The 16,100-nt window shown below is 40.0% G+C and carries 14 protein-coding genes; 7 read left to right on the top strand and 7 right to left on the bottom strand.

Annotated features, from left to right (window positions below; genetic code table 11):
• Nucleotides 1-55 precede the first annotated feature (55 nt).
• Nucleotides 56-2,401, bottom strand: coding sequence for a bifunctional aspartate kinase/homoserine dehydrogenase II (gene metL / locus H5157_RS03685; protein ID WP_182724160.1), 2,346 nt, complete (start codon nucleotides 2,399-2,401; stop codon nucleotides 56-58).
• Nucleotides 2,402-2,570: 169 nt separating this feature from the next.
• On the bottom strand, nucleotides 2,571-3,818 hold the full coding sequence (gene metB, locus H5157_RS03680) for a cystathionine gamma-synthase (protein ID WP_039485856.1): 1,248 nt from the start codon (nucleotides 3,816-3,818) through the stop codon (nucleotides 2,571-2,573).
• A gap of 289 nt (nucleotides 3,819-4,107) precedes the next feature.
• Between metB and metJ the strand changes: the two genes are divergently transcribed.
• A complete protein-coding gene (metJ, locus tag H5157_RS03675) occupies nucleotides 4,108-4,428 on the top strand; it encodes a met regulon transcriptional regulator MetJ (protein ID WP_002958371.1) in 321 nt (106 codons plus the stop codon).
• Nucleotides 4,429-4,491: 63 nt separating this feature from the next.
• Here the strand turns inward: metJ and H5157_RS03670 are convergent, their stop codons facing one another.
• Nucleotides 4,492-5,733, bottom strand: a complete 1,242-nt coding sequence (locus H5157_RS03670; RefSeq protein WP_002958370.1) for a malic enzyme-like NAD(P)-binding protein — start codon at nucleotides 5,731-5,733, stop codon at nucleotides 4,492-4,494.
• Nucleotides 5,734-6,259: 526 nt separating this feature from the next.
• Nucleotides 6,260-6,475, bottom strand: a complete 216-nt coding sequence (gene rpmE, locus H5157_RS03665) for a 50S ribosomal protein L31 (protein ID WP_002958369.1) — start codon at nucleotides 6,473-6,475, stop codon at nucleotides 6,260-6,262.
• 230 nt (nucleotides 6,476-6,705) lie between these two features.
• Between rpmE and priA the strand changes: the two genes are divergently transcribed.
• The 5 genes from priA (at nucleotide 6,706) to H5157_RS03640 (ending at nucleotide 11,813) form a co-directional block, all read left to right on the top strand.
• Nucleotides 6,706-8,892: a primosomal protein N' gene (priA, locus tag H5157_RS03660; RefSeq protein WP_182724159.1), complete on the top strand. Its 2,187-nt coding sequence runs from the start codon at nucleotides 6,706-6,708 to the stop codon at nucleotides 8,890-8,892.
• Nucleotides 8,893-8,912: 20 nt separating this feature from the next.
• Nucleotides 8,913-9,440, top strand: a complete 528-nt coding sequence (locus H5157_RS03655; RefSeq protein ID WP_024596311.1) for an SPOR domain-containing protein — start codon at nucleotides 8,913-8,915, stop codon at nucleotides 9,438-9,440.
• A gap of 79 nt (nucleotides 9,441-9,519) precedes the next feature.
• Nucleotides 9,520-10,038: an ATP-dependent protease subunit HslV gene (gene hslV, locus H5157_RS03650; RefSeq protein WP_182724158.1), complete on the top strand. Its 519-nt coding sequence runs from the start codon at nucleotides 9,520-9,522 to the stop codon at nucleotides 10,036-10,038.
• Between the two features lie 11 nt (nucleotides 10,039-10,049).
• Complete coding sequence (hslU, locus tag H5157_RS03645) at nucleotides 10,050-11,378, top strand: HslU--HslV peptidase ATPase subunit (RefSeq protein ID WP_002958365.1); 1,329 nt, start codon at nucleotides 10,050-10,052, stop codon at nucleotides 11,376-11,378.
• A 60-nt stretch (nucleotides 11,379-11,438) separates the two neighbouring features.
• Complete coding sequence (locus H5157_RS03640) at nucleotides 11,439-11,813, top strand: gamma-butyrobetaine hydroxylase-like domain-containing protein (protein WP_024596309.1); 375 nt, start codon at nucleotides 11,439-11,441, stop codon at nucleotides 11,811-11,813.
• A gap of 29 nt (nucleotides 11,814-11,842) precedes the next feature.
• On the opposite strand, the gene H5157_RS03635 is transcribed toward H5157_RS03640, so the two are convergent.
• From H5157_RS03635 to H5157_RS03625, 3 genes are all read right to left on the bottom strand, one after another.
• Entirely contained in the window at nucleotides 11,843-13,723 is a 1,881-nt protein-coding gene (locus H5157_RS03635) for a methyl-accepting chemotaxis protein (RefSeq protein WP_165723718.1), read from the bottom strand.
• Nucleotides 13,724-13,832: 109 nt separating this feature from the next.
• Nucleotides 13,833-14,864, bottom strand: coding sequence for an MJ1255/VC2487 family glycosyltransferase (locus H5157_RS03630; RefSeq protein WP_002958362.1), 1,032 nt, complete (start codon nucleotides 14,862-14,864; stop codon nucleotides 13,833-13,835).
• The gene (locus H5157_RS03625) at nucleotides 14,861-15,400 is read right to left on the bottom strand and encodes a phosphatase PAP2 family protein (RefSeq protein WP_024596307.1); all 540 of its coding nucleotides are present in this window, start codon (nucleotides 15,398-15,400) and stop codon (nucleotides 14,861-14,863) included. The genes H5157_RS03630 and H5157_RS03625 overlap by 4 nt, the downstream gene beginning before the upstream one ends.
• Nucleotides 15,401-15,601: 201 nt before the next feature.
• On the opposite strand from H5157_RS03625, the gene rraA reads away from it, so the two are divergent.
• Nucleotides 15,602-16,099 (top strand): ribonuclease E activity regulator RraA, encoded by a 498-nt coding sequence (gene rraA, locus H5157_RS03620; protein ID WP_002959955.1) that lies wholly within the window; start codon nucleotides 15,602-15,604, stop codon nucleotides 16,097-16,099.
• The last annotated feature ends 1 nt before the right edge of the window (nucleotide 16,100 follow it).

The following is a 16,100-nucleotide window of genomic DNA, read 5'->3' as shown; positions in this document are numbered from 1 at the left end:
TGTAATACAAAAAACGGCAGCTTATTTAAGCTGCCGTTTTAATTTAAATAATGGCTTATTTTAAGTTTTGAACAAGCCAATATAAGTCAGAGTGTACACCCGCAGCGGTTACTTCTTTCCCAGCCCCAGGCCCCTGAATCACAAGCGCGTTATCACTATACCATTTGCTATTAATTACAAAAATATTATCGCCAGGTGTAAGGTTTGCTAACACATCTCCATTGGTCACATACGTAATTCCTACTTTAGCGATAACTTCAGTTTTTGTTATATCTAATAGGCCTGTGTATCTCAGTACTGAGTTATTAGCTTTTGCTGTATCAGCATGCTCTTCAATAAATGCATCTAGCTGGGCTTTATTGTTTAGAAAGTCTTCCCAGCTTCCTAGCGCAAGATCGCCGGGCATTAATGCCGATAAGCTAATATCATCAAGCTCAAGCTCTATACCTAACTCTCGGGCTAAAATAAGTAACTTACGCTGCACATCTCGTCCAGATAAATCCTCGCGAGGGTCAGGCTCTGTGAACCCCATTTTCTGAGCTTCTAATACCAACTCAGAAAAAGCAGTGGTACCATCATACTTACTACATAACCACGAAAGCGTACCCGAGAACACGCCTTCAATACGCGTAATTTTATCACCACTATTTTGCAAATCAGCCAAAGCAAAATTGATAGGTAAGCCTGCGCCTACACTTGTATTATATCGCCAATGTAAATTACGCTCGCCAAGGTTACTACGAAGTGCTTTATACCAAGAAGTCGGTGCTGTACCTGCATATTTGTTAGCACTAATTAAATGACAATCTCTGTCTACAAAATCTGTATATAAAAAGCTAAACTGCTCACTTGCAGTAATATCAATTAAAACTTTATGTTCGTAGTCAAGCTCGCTTATCGCATTAAGTAAATCCGCAGTTTCATAGCTATTCGCCTCATGCTGCCATTGAGTTTTCCATTGCGATATATTTATGCCACTTGCATTAAATAACATATGTTTAGAGCGAACCAGCGCTACCAATTTAATACTAAAGTCGCCTGATAAACGCTCAAATTGTGCCGATAACTGCTCAATAAAAGCATCGCCTACATTGCCAAGGCCCGCAACTATAACGGCTATTTCTTGGCCTTTATTGATTAGCTTATCGTGTAAGACGCTTTGTATATCGCTATCTATAAATTGGTCTGTTAGTAATAAAACATAACCATTATCTTGATACACAAAACGCGGTTTTATAGTCTGCTCAGCTAATACCTCTAAAGCTTGCAGTTTTAGTACGCTAACGTCTTGCTCAGGGGCAACAATTGCACAGCCATTTAAATTTGACTCACTAATATTAGCTCTACCAGCAAAGTAATTAATAACTTGATATGTTTGTGCAGCCGGTACTACTAAATACACTTCACCATTATGGTTAAAATGATGAAGGCTATGCTGAATAAGCTGACTAACGCTTGCGACCTCACCTTCACTTAATCCTTCAACCATTAACAAATCAACATTTTGCAGCGTGGTTATAAAACGCTTTTTCTTTGCTGAACCTTCTTTTACTATATCTGTTGGGCTTGCTTGCACATCAAAACTACTACGAACAGCTAGCTTAATATCGCTGTTTTTAAGTGGCGATAGTGTTTTTGCATGTAATACAGGGTTACCCAAACGAGCTAATAAATTAGCTTGTCCGCGACAAATTTTGCCGTACTTAATCGCCTTTTTTACCTTTCGAGGATCAGTGCTAAACACACCCTGTGTATCGGTCCAAATACATACCTGCTTAGCATCACAGTAATTTGCAAGTAGTGTTGCACTATAATCGCTACCGTTGCGTCCAAGTGTTACGGTCTCACCTTTCGTATCGGCGGCAATAAACCCAGTAACAATATTTATCTTATTAGGTAAAATTGACTGTCGACATTGCTGCGCATTTTGCGCATGCATTAATTCACCATCGTTTAAGGTAAAAAGACTACGGGCATCTTGAGCACACGCCTCAATATTTAGCTGCTGTAAATAAGTAGCGAGTAAACGTGCTGACCACAGTTCTCCGTGCGCAAGTAACGCAGCCTCTTTTAGCTGCTCAGCTTGAGCAAGTTCTGCAATATTACTAAGCTCGGTATTTAGTGTTCTAAGTGCGCAGCGCTTTAAATCAGCTTGTAATAACTGCTCAATTAAATCGCTTTGATGGTTATTTAACTGCAGTAAAATATCAGCGACAGCTTGCGTGTCTTGCAGCTGATAACTTTGCCACAACGACACAAGTGTATCTGTAGTTTTACCTGCAGCAGACACCACAACACAGTCGCCCGGCTGAGTATGCCCAATAATTATTTTAGCTACGCTTTGATAGCGCTCACTAGAGCTTAAGCTTGAACCACCAAATTTATGTACACAATTGACCATATTTATACCAATTCGCTTAATTAAGTTGTCTATTTTGAGGTAAGAAAACCGTATCGATAACAAGGCAAAAATTTCGTTATTTAGTTGTTCTATATTAGGAATTTTTAACGATGTTATCGTGCGGTTTAATCCCTCAAATTGATTAGGTATTATTGCGGATTGGTATTAATTACCAAAGCGCTGGACGGGCTGCACTTAATTTAACGTTTCCACCAGAAGTGCCAGCACCTTTGCCTACACGGCCAACATTTTTATTTTGCCCTGGTTTTACAAGCTCAAATACTCGTTCAAAGTCAGCTATTAAATCGTGTATATCTTCAATCCCAACCGAAATACGAATAAGCGTATCGCCCACACCCGCTTCTAAACGTGCCTTTGCCTCCATACCTGCGTGCGTCATAGTTGCGGGGTGACAAATTAAACTCTCTACGCCACCTAGTGACTCAGCTAAACTAAACGTTTTAAGACTAGTTAAAAATGCTGCGGCGTCGTTTATATCGCCTTTAATATCAAAACTAACCATGCCACCAAAGCCAAGTTGTTGTGCTTTAGCAAGCTCATGTTGAGGATGTGACTCAAGTCCTGGATAGTAAACTTGGCTTACAAAATTGGAGCTTTCAAGGTACTTAGCTATTGCTAGCGCATTTTCTTGGTGCTGCCTTAAGCGCACATTTAAAGTACGTAGACCACGAAGCGTTAAATAACTATCAAAAGGGGCGCCCGTAATACCAATATTATTTGCCCACCAAGCAAGCTCATCACCAAGCTCTTGTGTTGCAGCAATAACAGCGCCGCCCACTACATCTGAGTGCCCGTTAATATATTTAGTAGTTGAATGCACCACAATATCTACACCAAACTTAATAGGGTTTTGTAAGGCAGGAGACAAAAACGTGTTATCTGCGGCAACCAATGCACCGCATTGCTTAGCAACATCGGTAACCGCTTTAATATCGGTTAAACGAAGTACTGGGTTACTTGGAGTCTCTATCCAAATAAGCTTAGGTTTAATTGCTAAAATTTGTTGAAGGCTTTCTTCTTTTGTTAAATCTAATACTTCAAGCTTCAATAGTCCGCGTTTTTGTAACGATGTAAATAAACGATAGCTACCACCATAACAATCATGTGGAATTACTAACGTGTCGTCACTGTTAAGTAGCTGAGTAGCTAAATGCACGGCAGCCATACCAGTGGCCGTAATTATGCCACGAGCGCCGCCTTCAAGCTTAGCAAGCGTCTCTGCTAAAATATCACGATTAGGGTTACCACTGCGGCCATAATCATACTCACGCTTAGTATCAAAGTCGGCAAACGAATAAGTCGTTGATAAATAAATTGGCGGCACCACTGCACCATGATGTTTATCAGCATCAACGCCGTTACGTACAGCAATGGTCGCTTTGTTTTTTTCGCTCATATTCGTCACCTGATTAATTTGGATGTTTAGACGTCTAAAAGAGTAAGTTATCCGTTTTAATAAGTCAAAGGATTTTAAAGCTCTAGATGGCTAAAGTTAGGAAAGGCGTTTGCTAGTACCACATTTTAGCTCACAAAAGTGAGCTTATTTTTACATCCCAAATAGGCTTATTAAGATAGATCGGTATCTATTATTTGACTATCTTTTTTAAATCGATAGAATTTCACGCATATTTACACGCTTTTTATACCGTGTGAGAAATTAATAATCTGAGGCAACGATACATCTTATGGCTAAATGGAATGGTGAGTATATTCACCCATACGCAGAACACGGGAAAAAATCAGAGCAAGTTAAAAAGATCACCGTTTCGATCCCGCTAAATGTATTAAAAGTTTTAACGGATGAGCGTACGCGTCGTCAAATCAACAACCTTCGCCATGCAACAAATAGTGAATTGCTATGTGAGGCGTTTTTGCATGCATTTACTGGTCAACCTTTACCAAATGACGATGACCTACGTAAAGACAACGCAGAAAAAGTACCAGAAGAAGTTAAAAAGATAATGCAAGAAATGGGTTTAGAAGTGCCTATTTTAAACGAAGAATAAATCGTTACCTTTTTAGTCAAAAAACCTCAGCATTGCTGAGGTTTTTTGTTTAAGCGTTATATATTACGCCATATAATTTTCAGGCAAATCAATTTGCGCAACACCCGACTCTACCGCAGCAAGTGCTACAGCTTTAGCTATACGCGGTAGTAAACGCGGATCCATTGGTTTTGGAATAATATACTGCGCACCAAACTCTAGTTTATCTACGCCTGCGGCTTTTAAAACTTCTGCAGGTACAGGCTCTTTGGCAATACTACGAATAGCCTCAACTGCAGCAATTTTCATTTCATCGTTAATCGCGCTTGCACGTACATCAAGTGCACCACGGAAAATAAACGGGAAACATAAAACATTGTTAACCTGGTTAGGGTAATCAGAGCGCCCTGTTGCCATAATTAAATCGTTGCGTGCGCCGTGAGCAAGTGCAGGATCGATCTCTGGATCTGGGTTTGAACAGGCAAACACGACCGGCTTTTCTGCCATTAGTTTTAAATCTTCGGCAGCTAACAAGTTAGGACCCGAAACACCAACAAACACATCAGCATCTGCAATTACATCTTGCAATGTGCGTTTATCGGTATTGTTAGCAAAAAGCTGTTTATATTCGTTTAAATCATCGCGACGAGTATGAATAACACCTTTGCGGTCAAGCATATAAATGTGTTCACGCAGTGCACCACACTTAATTAACAGTTCCATACACGCAACTGCAGCAGCGCCTGCACCTAAACATACAATTATTGCATCTTCAATTGATTTACCTTGTACTTCTAGCGCATTTAACATGCCGGCAGCCGTCACAATGGCGGTGCCGTGTTGGTCGTCATGAAAAACAGGAATGCTACAACGCTCTATTAATGCTTTTTCAATTTCAAAACACTCTGGTGCTTTAATATCTTCAAGGTTAATACCACCAAATGTGTCAGCAATATTGGCAACCGTGTTAATAAAGTCTTCTGTTGTTTTGTGCTTTACTTCAATATCAATAGAATCAAGCCCTGCAAAACGTTTAAACAATAACGCCTTGCCTTCCATTACGGGCTTAGACGCTAAAGGACCTAAATTACCCAAGCCCAAAATTGCAGTACCATTAGTGATAACCGCAACCATGTTACCTTTACCGGTATATTTATATGCATTTGCAGGATCTGCGGCAATTTCACGTACAGGCTCAGCGACACCTGGGCTATAAGCTAGGGCTAAGTCTTGAACTGTTTCAGCTGGTTTTGTTAGCTCAATGCTAATTTTACCAGGTACGGGATGTGAGTGATAATGTAGTGCTTGTTCACGAAAGTCAGACATAACGCGATGGTATCCTGCAATTTAAGTTAAAGTGAGAGGTGGAGTCTTGGGGTACGATACCCTTATTATTTTTAAATTCCAAGCAATATCAGGTCTATCCTGTTATATGCTATATCCTTTAATTTTAAGAGGTTTTTCAGTAACTTTGCAGGATTATATAAACATTTGATAAATAAAAATTCACCAAAAAAGTAAGTTTTGAGGTGTGTTTATGTCTATTAAAATATTAAAAAAATGTATGTTTAACACATCATCATAAACTTAAAATAACAGCCTACTACACTACTTTAAAAACAGATAAGCCCACGTTAGCTACTTTTATCAACCTAGTTAAAATTTGTACTATTTAAAATATAGAGAATATCTATCGATTTGTCTGTAAAGGTTTATGCATACTCAGAATAAGAATAGGAAATAGTTATGCAAGGTGTGATGTAGCTCGAGCAAGCTAAATAAGATAAGAAGTAGTAAATTTTAGACACAAAAAAAGCACCCTAAGGTGCTTTTTTTAACTAAACAGCAATAATTACTTCTTGCTGCTAAGTGCACCGAAGCGCTTGTTGAAGCGATCAACACGGCCGCCAGTGTCTAAAATCTTTTGCTTACCAGTGTAAAACGGGTGACACGCAGAACATACGTCTAAGTGAATGTCTTTACAAAGAGTTGAGCTAGTTTCGAATTTGTTTCCGCATGAACATGTTGCAGAAATTACTTCGTACTTAGGGTGAATACCTTCTTTCATAGGAACCTCTAGTTAAGGCCGCATCGCTCTCCAAACCCGAAGTCTGGCACCATACGTCGTTAAAACAAATTTGTTGGTGGCGGATTTTATCCAACAACCTTCCCCTGCACAAGTATTTATTTATCTTTTCGCTAAAAAAGTGAACAATCTCTTTCTCAAGTACTATTGCTAGTAGGTTTTTAGCGGTATTTTTAGTACATTACAGCATTAATTTTACGGGTTGAGTTGTTATGAGTTTTGTTGAAGTTGCTATTAAAGTCCCGCTTCCACGCACCTTTGATTATAAAATAGAAGAGCAGCTCAGTGGCTTATCAACCCCAATACTTCCGGGCATGCGGGTTTTAGTGCCTTTTGGTAATCAAAAAAAAGTGGCTGTTGTTCTGGGCATTAAAAACAGTACCGACGTCCCTTTAAATAAAATTAAGAATATTATAGAGGTAATAGACGACACCCCTATTTTAAGTGCCCAACATTTAGAACTCCTTAGCTTTACTGCCCGCTATTATTGCTACCCCTTAGGCGAAACTATTCATATAGCGCTACCGAGTGTACTTCGCCAAGGTGAATCGCCAGATAAAACCAGTATTAATATGGTTGCCCTGACAGAAAAAGGTGCAAAAGTACCGTCATTAAAAGCTAAAACACAGCTCAATTTATTAAAGCAGTTATCGCAATCGGGGAAATCATCGTTAACCGAATTAAAAGCTCTTGGCTTTAGTAAAAAAACAATCGATAGCCTAATAGATAAAGAACTCATAACACAAACTATTGAGCACGATAACCAATGGCAAAGTGTTGCTCCAACTGTCGGTAGTAAACCAGTACTTAATAAAGAACAAGCGGTTGCCTGTACGGCAATAAATCAAAGTAATGGATTTAGCAGCTTTTTATTAGAGGGCGTAACTGGCAGTGGTAAAACAGAAGTGTATTTACAGTGCCTAGAAGAAGTACTCAAACGTGGCGAGCAAGCATTAGTATTAGTGCCAGAAATAGGCTTAACGCCACAAACTGTAAACCGTTTTCGTCGCCGCTTTCCTGATACACCCATTATGCTTTGGCATTCAGCCCTTACCGACAACGAGCGATTGCAAACATGGCGTTTTTGCGAAAAAGGCAGTTGTGCAATAGTTATAGGCACACGTTCGAGTATTTTTCTGCCATTTTTAAAACTCGGTATGATAGTTGTCGATGAAGAGCACGATTCATCATTTAAGCAACAAGATACCCTTCGTTACCATGCTCGTGATTTGGCCGCATACAGAGCTTTTCAGCATAAAATACCACTTATATTAGGCAGTGCTACACCCGCACTTGAAACACTTCACAAAGCAATTAATAACAAATATCAGCTACTAAGTTTAACCGAGCGCGCGCAAACTGCGACAGATAACCAATTTAAGTTACTCGATATGAAAGGCCAACCCGACCAAGCAGGTATTGCACATGCAAGCCTTGCAACTATGCGCCAACACTTAAATCGCGGTAAACAGGTTATGGTTTTTTTAAATCGCCGAGGTTTTTCACCCACTCTTATTTGCCATGAATGTGGCTGGCTAAGTGAATGTAAACGCTGCAGTACCAGCGCCACATTTCATAAAGCGATTGGGCAAATGATTTGTCATCACTGTGGCGATCAATACCCTGTTCCTCACCAATGTCCTGATTGTGGAAGTACGCAAATATTTCCAAATGGCAAAGGTACAGAGCAAATTGAAGAGTTTTTATCGACCGAGTTTCCAGATACACCCGTTACTCGCATAGACCGCGATTCAACTCGCCGTAAAGGCAGCCTTGAAAAAGCACTAGATGAAATAAACCTAGGCGGTGCACGCATTTTAGTTGGCACACAAATGCTTGCCAAAGGCCATCACTTTGCAGATGTAAGCCTTGTTATAATTTTAGACGTAGATAGCGGTTTATACTCATGCGACTTTAGGGCGACAGAGCATTTAGCACAGTTAGTTACTCAGGTCGCGGGGCGAGCTGGGCGTTCAGGGGAACCTGGCCAAGTATTATTACAAACACACTTTCCAGAACACCCGCTTTTACAAGACTTAGTTAATAATGGTTACCAAGACTTTGCTCGCTTTGCACTGAGTGAACGCGATGTTGCAGACTTACCACCCATTACAAATATGGCTATTGTCCGTGCACAAGGACACAGCATTAAGCTAGTCGTCGATTTTTTGACGGATTTGGTTCCTGTGAATGGGGTATCTGGTATACAATTGCTCGGCCCGATCCCTGCTCCACTTGAAAAAGTCGCAGGTATGTATCGTTTTCAATTACATATTCAAGCGCAAGATCGCCGCATATTACATCAGTACCTTGCGCAAATGGTTGATTATTTAAGTTCAAGTAAACTTGCACAAAAAGTACGCTGGAGCTTAGACGTAGACCCTATAGACATGATTTAGGTTAAGGCCAAAATAACACCATGGCACAGCACGATTATATTAACAAAAAGCCTGCAGGCAGAAACAGTAAAAAAAACGCACCCGCTAAAAAACCATTTCCTATTCTTTTAGCTGTCATAGCCATCTTACTCGTCGGTGGTTTTGCTTATACATTATGGTTTATTAAAAGTAATGCAGATCCAAAACTTGTCGAAAAACAAGCAAACCCCACTGCGCCCGCAAAAGTAGAAGTGGTTATTCCACGCACACCAGAGTTTATTAAAGAAATTAGAAACCACGAGATTCAAGTTGAAGTGAAAGAACTTGAGCAAAAAGGCCCTTACGTTATGCAGTGTGGTTCGTTTAAAACCCACGCACAAGCGGAATCGCTAAAAGCAAAAATAGCATTTGCAGGCCTCATTTCTGAAATAAAACAGGCTGAAGGCAGCAATGGTACTTGGTATAAAGTGCGCTTAGGCCCATATAAAACCAAACGCCAAGCCGAAAGTGATAAAAACAAACTTAAACGTGTAAAAATAGTCGGCTGCGGAATTTGGGGCTGGACTTGAAAATAAACCATTCACCCATATAACCTCTTCATAATCGTTTTTTACGAGTTGCCTCTGCAGCTCGATGATGAGGAATAACATGACTACTATCGTAAGTGTACGCCGTGGCGACAAGGTTGTAATTGGCGGCGATGGCCAAGTGTCTCTTGGTAATACCGTAATGAAGGGCAACGCCCGTAAAGTTCGACGTCTTTATAATGACAAAGTAATCGCTGGTTTTGCCGGCGGTACTGCTGATGCCTTCACTCTTTTCGAACGCTTTGAAAGCAAATTAGAAATGCACCAAGGAAACCTGACTAAAGCCGCAGTAGAAATGGCTAAAGATTGGCGCAGCGACCGTGCACTTCGAAAACTCGAAGCTCTGCTCGCTGTTGCAGACGAAACAGCCTCTTTAATTATTACCGGTAATGGCGATGTGGTTCAACCTGAAAACGACCTAATTGCAATTGGCAGTGGTGGTAACTTTGCACAATCAGCTGCAACCGCCCTTTTAGAAAATACAGATTTAAGCGCTCGTGAAATAGTAGAGAAAAGCTTAACTATTGCAGGCAACATCTGCGTATTTACTAATAACTTCCAAACAATCGAAGAATTATAATAGGAACTATCATGTCTGATATGACCCCAAGAGAAATTGTTCACGAGCTAGATCAGCACATTATAGGTCAGGCTAAAGCAAAAAAAGCAGTGGCTATCGCACTTCGTAACCGCTGGCGCCGCATGCAACTCAAAGAAGATTTACGCAGCGAAGTAACACCAAAAAACATTTTAATGATTGGTCCAACCGGTGTAGGTAAAACAGAAATTGCCCGCCGATTAGCAAAACTTGCTAACGCACCCTTTATTAAAGTAGAAGCGACTAAGTTCACTGAAGTTGGCTATGTTGGTAAAGAAGTTGAGACTATCATCCGCGATTTAGTCGATGTATCAATTAAAATGACTCGCGAACAGCAGACTAAGAAATTTAAACATCGCGCCGAAGAAGCAGCAGAAGAGCGCATTTTAGATGCCCTTTTACCACCAGCGAAAGATCAATACGGCGAAACGCAGCGTGATGATAACTCATCAACTCGCCAAGCGTTCCGTAAAAAGCTACGTGAAGGTCAGCTAGATGATAAAGAAATTGAAATCGATTTAGCACAAGCACAACCAAACGTAGAAATTATGGCGCCTCCTGGTATGGAAGATATGACCAACCAGCTACAAAGCATGTTTCAAAACATGGGCGGCGATAAGCGCACTAAGCGTAAACTAAAAATCAAAGAAGCCTTCAAACTATTAACGGAAGAAGAAGCCGCTAAATTAGTAAATCCTGAAGAGCTAAAAGAACAAGCTATTTTTGCAGTAGAGCAAAACGGTATTGTGTTTATTGATGAAATAGACAAAATTTGTAAGCGCGGCGATTCTTCAGGTCCAGATGTGAGCCGAGAAGGTGTTCAGCGTGACTTACTACCGCTAATTGAAGGTTCAACTGTAAATACTAAGCACGGAATGGTTAAAACTGACCATATGCTGTTTATTGCCTCTGGTGCGTTTCAGATGGCAAAGCCATCAGATATGATCCCAGAGCTACAGGGCCGCTTACCGATTCGAGTAGAACTTGAAGCACTTACTGCAGATGACTTTAAACGCATCCTTACAGAGCCTCATGCATCGCTTACCGAGCAACAACGAGAGCTGCTTAAAACTGAGCAGGTATCGATTGAGTTTAGCGACGATGCAATTGAACGTATTGCCAAAGCAGCTTGGCAAGTTAACGAGAAAACCGAAAACATCGGTGCTCGTCGTTTACACACTGTAATGGAAAGATTGATGGAAGAAATTTCATACGACGCTTCTGAAAAAGCAGGCTCGTCATTAGTAATCGACGCCGCTTATGTTGAGAAACACTTAGGTGCACTTGTTGAAGATGAAGACTTAAGCCGCTTTATTCTATAAAACGAATATAAACGTTATACTAAAAGCCTCCAGATTGGGGGCTTTTTAATGGGATATTAAATGAAACACGTAACAAAAGTGCATTACCACAGTGTAAGTAAAAATCTAGATGTTTACTTTGATGATGACAGTAAAGCTGTATTTAGCTGTGAGTTTTTACGTGTACACTCCCCTTCAGCTGAAGTGCAGGGCCATGGCTCTGGCCCAATGAAGCTAGTACTTAATAAGCAAGCTGTAGGAATAAAAAGTATTGTACCTGTTGGGCATTACGCACTTCGTTTAGATTTTGACGATGGCCATAACAGCGGACTATTTAGCTGGCGCTACTTTGAAAAACTACAACAGCAACAAGATACATTGTGGAGTGAATATTTAGTGCGGGTAACTGAACACGAAAAAAGTAAAGATAGCGTGCCTATAAAATTTGTTCCTTAAACTTTATAGGCCCGTTCTATTAAGCGTTATTAAACCTTAAATTTATCAATTGCAGTGAACAGAACGCGAGCCTGCTCAGAGACCTCTTCACTTGTTTGCGCATTGTTAGCAGCATGTTCAGTTGCGTCTTGTGCAATATCGCGAATTCTTACTACATTTTTATTAACCTCTGATGCCACTTGGCTTTGCTCATCAATAGCAACTGCTATTTGAGAGCTCATTTCCATTATTGTTTGTACATCTTCAGTAATTGCGCCTAATAGCTCACCTGCTTTAATTGCTTGCGAGGCACTTTCATCACCTTGAGAGCGACATTTGTGCATAATACTCACCACTTCTTGAGTACGCTGCTGTAAGGTACTTATAATACCTTCAATCTCACTTGTAGACTCTTGAGTACGCTTTGCTAATGAACGAACCTCATCTGCAACAACAGCAAAACCACGACCATACTCACCAGCACGGGCCGCTTCTATTGCCGCATTAAGTGCAAGTAAATTTGTTTGATCTGCAATCCCTCGAATTACATCAAGCACTGAACCAATTGTTTCACCATCTTTTTCAAGTTGCGACACTACATTTGATGCATTCCCCAGCGAATCAGATAGGGCCCTAATGTGCTTAACGGTAGAATCTACTTCACTACGCCCTTGTTGTGCACTTAAATTTGTTGACTCTGCTTTTTTCGCAGCCGCCTCAGTATTATGTGAAATATCCTGAATCGTCGCCTGCATTTCGGTGGCTGCCGTTGCAACCATGTCGGCTTCATGTAGTTGCTCTTGCATACCAGAGCTTGTTGCTGCGGTACTTTGTGATAAATGCTCTGTTGCTACATTAAGCGTGTTTAAAGCACCATTAACTTCGTTAATTAAGTTCTTAAAATCGCCTATTAAGCTATTAAAGTCGACCGTCATGGTGGTAATTTCGTCTTTACCAGTTTGCTCTATCATCACGCTCAAATCATTATTACGACGAATATCGTTAATGGTGTGATAAACCCGCTCAATAGGTACAATAATGGAGTGGCTTGTAAAATAAACGAGTGCTAATACAATCACACCTGCAATCACAAATACCAAAATAGCTAAAAATTGAGCCTGCTCTACACTTTGCTCTACTTGTAACTTAGTGTCTTTAACGATTTTAGAAACAATGGCGTCGCTTTTATCTACACTGTCACGCATTACTCCAAGTGCGCCTGACTCAAGATCTAGCCCTAGCTTAGTTTGCGCCTGCACAAGTGTTTGAAATTCGCTTTGGTATATATCAATCAAAGGATTAATTTGTGCTTTATAGTCGCTTGGCAGCTGTGCTGCAGCTACCTGCTGCTTAAATGTATTAATTCCCTCATTAAAACGCCCTAGGTACTTAATATCAAATCTCAGCATGAAATCTTTTTCTGAGCGTCTTAGTTGCAGCATTGACGACAGCAGTTGGTAATTTTGCTGCTCTTTTAATAGTTGCTCAACTTCATGAACCGAGCTTCTAAGCTTGCCATATAACCCGTCGGTCGGGGTTAAACCAATCTCTTTTTGAAGCTTAACAACAGTTTCAAAATCATTATTATAGCTATTTATTAGTTGCTCAAAGCGCTGGACCTGCTCCTGTGCGATACTTTGGTTAGCCATTAACTGTTGTAACTTTTTTACTTTATCACTTAACTGCTCAAAATCCGTTTCAAATGCAGTTAACGCGTCTTCTTGTTTATAAAACAAAAAGTTTTTTTCATGTTTACGCAATGCTAATGCATGTACGTTGAGCTCTTCTGCTAATTGAATAGTCTTGTTTAAGCTCAAGGTTGTACGTGATTCAAAAATAATCACGCATAAAAGGACCACCATTGCTAAACCAACAACGACTGCGTTTAGTTGTAAACGTCGTTTAATTGTTAAGTTTTGTAAAAAATTCATCGCTAACGCCTTTTTTAAATATGCATTTGTATTATAGCTAATAGATCAACAGCGACTAATTAATTTAACTTTTTATTATTGGTAATTCTAAACAGTTTAAATGTGATGGCTATAAGGCGACACTATCCCACAAACCTTTATGTAACGATTGTGTGTTATTCCATTGTTGTTTAACCAACCAATCAATTAAAGGCGCGGGATCGCTGGGGTAATTTATTTGCTTGTTTTGCGGCGCGCTATTCCAATCATCAAGGGCTTGTGGGTTTAAATAGTTCATAACATGCGCCATGCCCATGGCAAATAAAGTTTGTGCATTTGCTGCTTGCTCAAACTGACCATCTAAAGGCTTTAATAGTAACTTTTTACCTAACTTAAGCGCTTCACTGGCAAGCTCAAATCCCGCATTACCAATAACGCCACTTGTGTTTGCTAAGTCGTTTAAAAAGCCAGAACGTGAAGGGGCTCGTAAATGTATATGTCCAAAAGACTGATTGCTGGCATTTGGGTGATAGCAATAAAATTCTTTTTCGGGAAAGTCTTTTAAATAATCAACAACGCTATCTAAGTTTTCGAAAGGTAAATATACCAATACCTTGTTCATTACTGCTACAGGGTTGTCGTGATTATGATGAGCAATAAAAGGCGGTATTATATTATTTGCAAATGGTTGCCAGTGCACGCCTAAGTAGGTAGTCGCTGGTGCATAATGCTTGATAAGTGATTTTCTCAGTACGCCACGACCAAACATAGGTACGTTATCTGACAAAAATGCTGCTTGGTGACTAATGCCAATAACGGGTATACCTGCCCGTTTTGCAGCCCATGCTGTCACAGGCTCAAAGTCGTTAAGTACAAAATCGTACTGTTTTATCTCAAGCGATTTTATATCACTCACCAACTTACAAATTCGCATGTTTTTAAGTGTTTTTAAATTTTTAACTTGCCCATTTTCAGTGCTAAACGACAAACCACGATACGCTTTATAATCTGAGAATTCGTGCATATCAAAGTAATCTTTATTTGCGCGCCCTGAAAACACATAATCAACATCAATACCGAGCTTATTAAAGCAGCTTGCCATAACCCGAGCGCGCGTTATATGACCATTACCGGTACCTTGTACTCCATACAATATTTTCATGCAGGCACCACGAGTGCTAACGCAAATAAACCACAAAAACTACCAATCGTTGCGCCTATTATAATATCAGCAGGAAAGTGCACACCCAATACCACACGAGACATAGCAACGCCGGTAGCCCAACTAAATAGTAGTAATGCATATTCTGGGAAAAAATGGCTTAATATAATTGCCACTAAAAAGGCTGCAGCACTGTGACCCGATGGTAAACTAAATTTATCGCTTGGTACTATATAGGCATTTGTTACTAAGCAGTCGCATGGACGGATCCGAGCAAATCTATTTTTAGCTAGTAGGTAAATAGGTCTTTCTATAGCAAAACCAATTAATATAGTGACAGGCAATAATTGGTGCTGTTCATTATTACTAAGCCACCACACTGCTAAGCATATTAATATATAAAGCCCACCATCACCGCTTTTAGACAAACCAAAGGCCATTGTTTTAAACCACCTCGGTGAATTGCAATTAAACAAAGTTAAAAATAATTGCTCATCTATCTGAGTTACCTTTTTAAGCATATTATTATTCATCACCATCCCTCATCGCATAACATATGAACACCGATTTAGCTTATGTGTTGTAAATAACAATTGAGTGACGCTTTTAATACACTATTATTGCGATTAATGATTTAGCGCTTGTTTTGCCTAAATTTACTGCGATTAAGTCGTTGTTATTGCTTATAAGGAGGGTATACTGAGATATAAATTAATGTACCTTTTGAGGATAAAATAATGGATTACAGCACTTCTGATTTATGCGACCACTTTGCTGACGTGGTTGACGTGCTAGAGCCTATGTTCATCAACTTTGGTGGTCGACACAGCTTTGGTGGCCGCATTAAAACGGTTAAATGTTTTGAAAATAATGAACTCATCCGCGAATTACTTTCTCAAGATGGTACAGACCTAGTACTTCTTATTGATGGTGGCGGCTCAACTCGTCGCGCACTAATCGACATTGAACTGGCTGAGCTAGCACTTGAAAACAACTGGAATGGTATTGTTGTTTACGGCGCAGTACGCCACGTTGATGAGCTTGAAGAGCTTGATTTAGGCATTCAAGCAATTGCTTCAATCCCTGTTGCAGCCGACAGCGAAGGAGCTGGTGAAGATGCTATAGGCGTTAACTTTGCTGGGGTATCATTTTTTGATGACGACTTTATTTATGCTGATAGCACAGGCATTGTTTTATCTGCAGAAGAATTAGAGTTGGAAGTTGTAGAAGTATAAC

This window comes from Pseudoalteromonas sp. SG43-3 (assembly GCF_014164385.1).
Lineage (GTDB): Bacteria > Pseudomonadota > Gammaproteobacteria > Enterobacterales > Alteromonadaceae > Pseudoalteromonas > Pseudoalteromonas distincta.
The sequence above is the reverse complement of the archived record's forward strand: the minus strand, read 5'-3'. Positions and strand labels throughout refer to the sequence as shown.

Bases quoted from the DNA above. Each gene is read 5' to 3' on its own strand.
- hslU (WP_002958365.1), top strand. From the start codon at position 10,050: ATGTCTGATATGACCCCAAGAGAAATTGTTCACGAGCTAGATCAGCAC.
- H5157_RS03630 (WP_002958362.1), bottom strand. From the start codon at position 14,864: ATGAAAATATTGTATGGAGTACAAGGTACCGGTAATGGTCATATAACG.
- H5157_RS03655 (WP_024596311.1), top strand. From the start codon at position 8,913: ATGGCACAGCACGATTATATTAACAAAAAGCCTGCAGGCAGAAACAGT.
- metB (WP_039485856.1), bottom strand. From the start codon at position 3,818: ATGAGCGAAAAAAACAAAGCGACCATTGCTGTACGTAACGGCGTTGAT.
- metL (WP_182724160.1), bottom strand. From the start codon at position 2,401: ATGGTCAATTGTGTACATAAATTTGGTGGTTCAAGCTTAAGCTCTAGT.
- rpmE (WP_002958369.1), bottom strand. From the start codon at position 6,475: ATGAAAGAAGGTATTCACCCTAAGTACGAAGTAATTTCTGCAACATGT.
- rraA (WP_002959955.1), top strand. From the start codon at position 15,602: ATGGATTACAGCACTTCTGATTTATGCGACCACTTTGCTGACGTGGTT.
- H5157_RS03670 (WP_002958370.1), bottom strand. From the start codon at position 5,733: ATGTCTGACTTTCGTGAACAAGCACTACATTATCACTCACATCCCGTA.
- H5157_RS03640 (WP_024596309.1), top strand. From the start codon at position 11,439: ATGAAACACGTAACAAAAGTGCATTACCACAGTGTAAGTAAAAATCTA.
- metJ (WP_002958371.1), top strand. From the start codon at position 4,108: ATGGCTAAATGGAATGGTGAGTATATTCACCCATACGCAGAACACGGG.
- priA (WP_182724159.1), top strand. From the start codon at position 6,706: ATGAGTTTTGTTGAAGTTGCTATTAAAGTCCCGCTTCCACGCACCTTT.
- H5157_RS03635 (WP_165723718.1), bottom strand. From the start codon at position 13,723: ATGAATTTTTTACAAAACTTAACAATTAAACGACGTTTACAACTAAAC.
- hslV (WP_182724158.1), top strand. From the start codon at position 9,520: ATGACTACTATCGTAAGTGTACGCCGTGGCGACAAGGTTGTAATTGGC.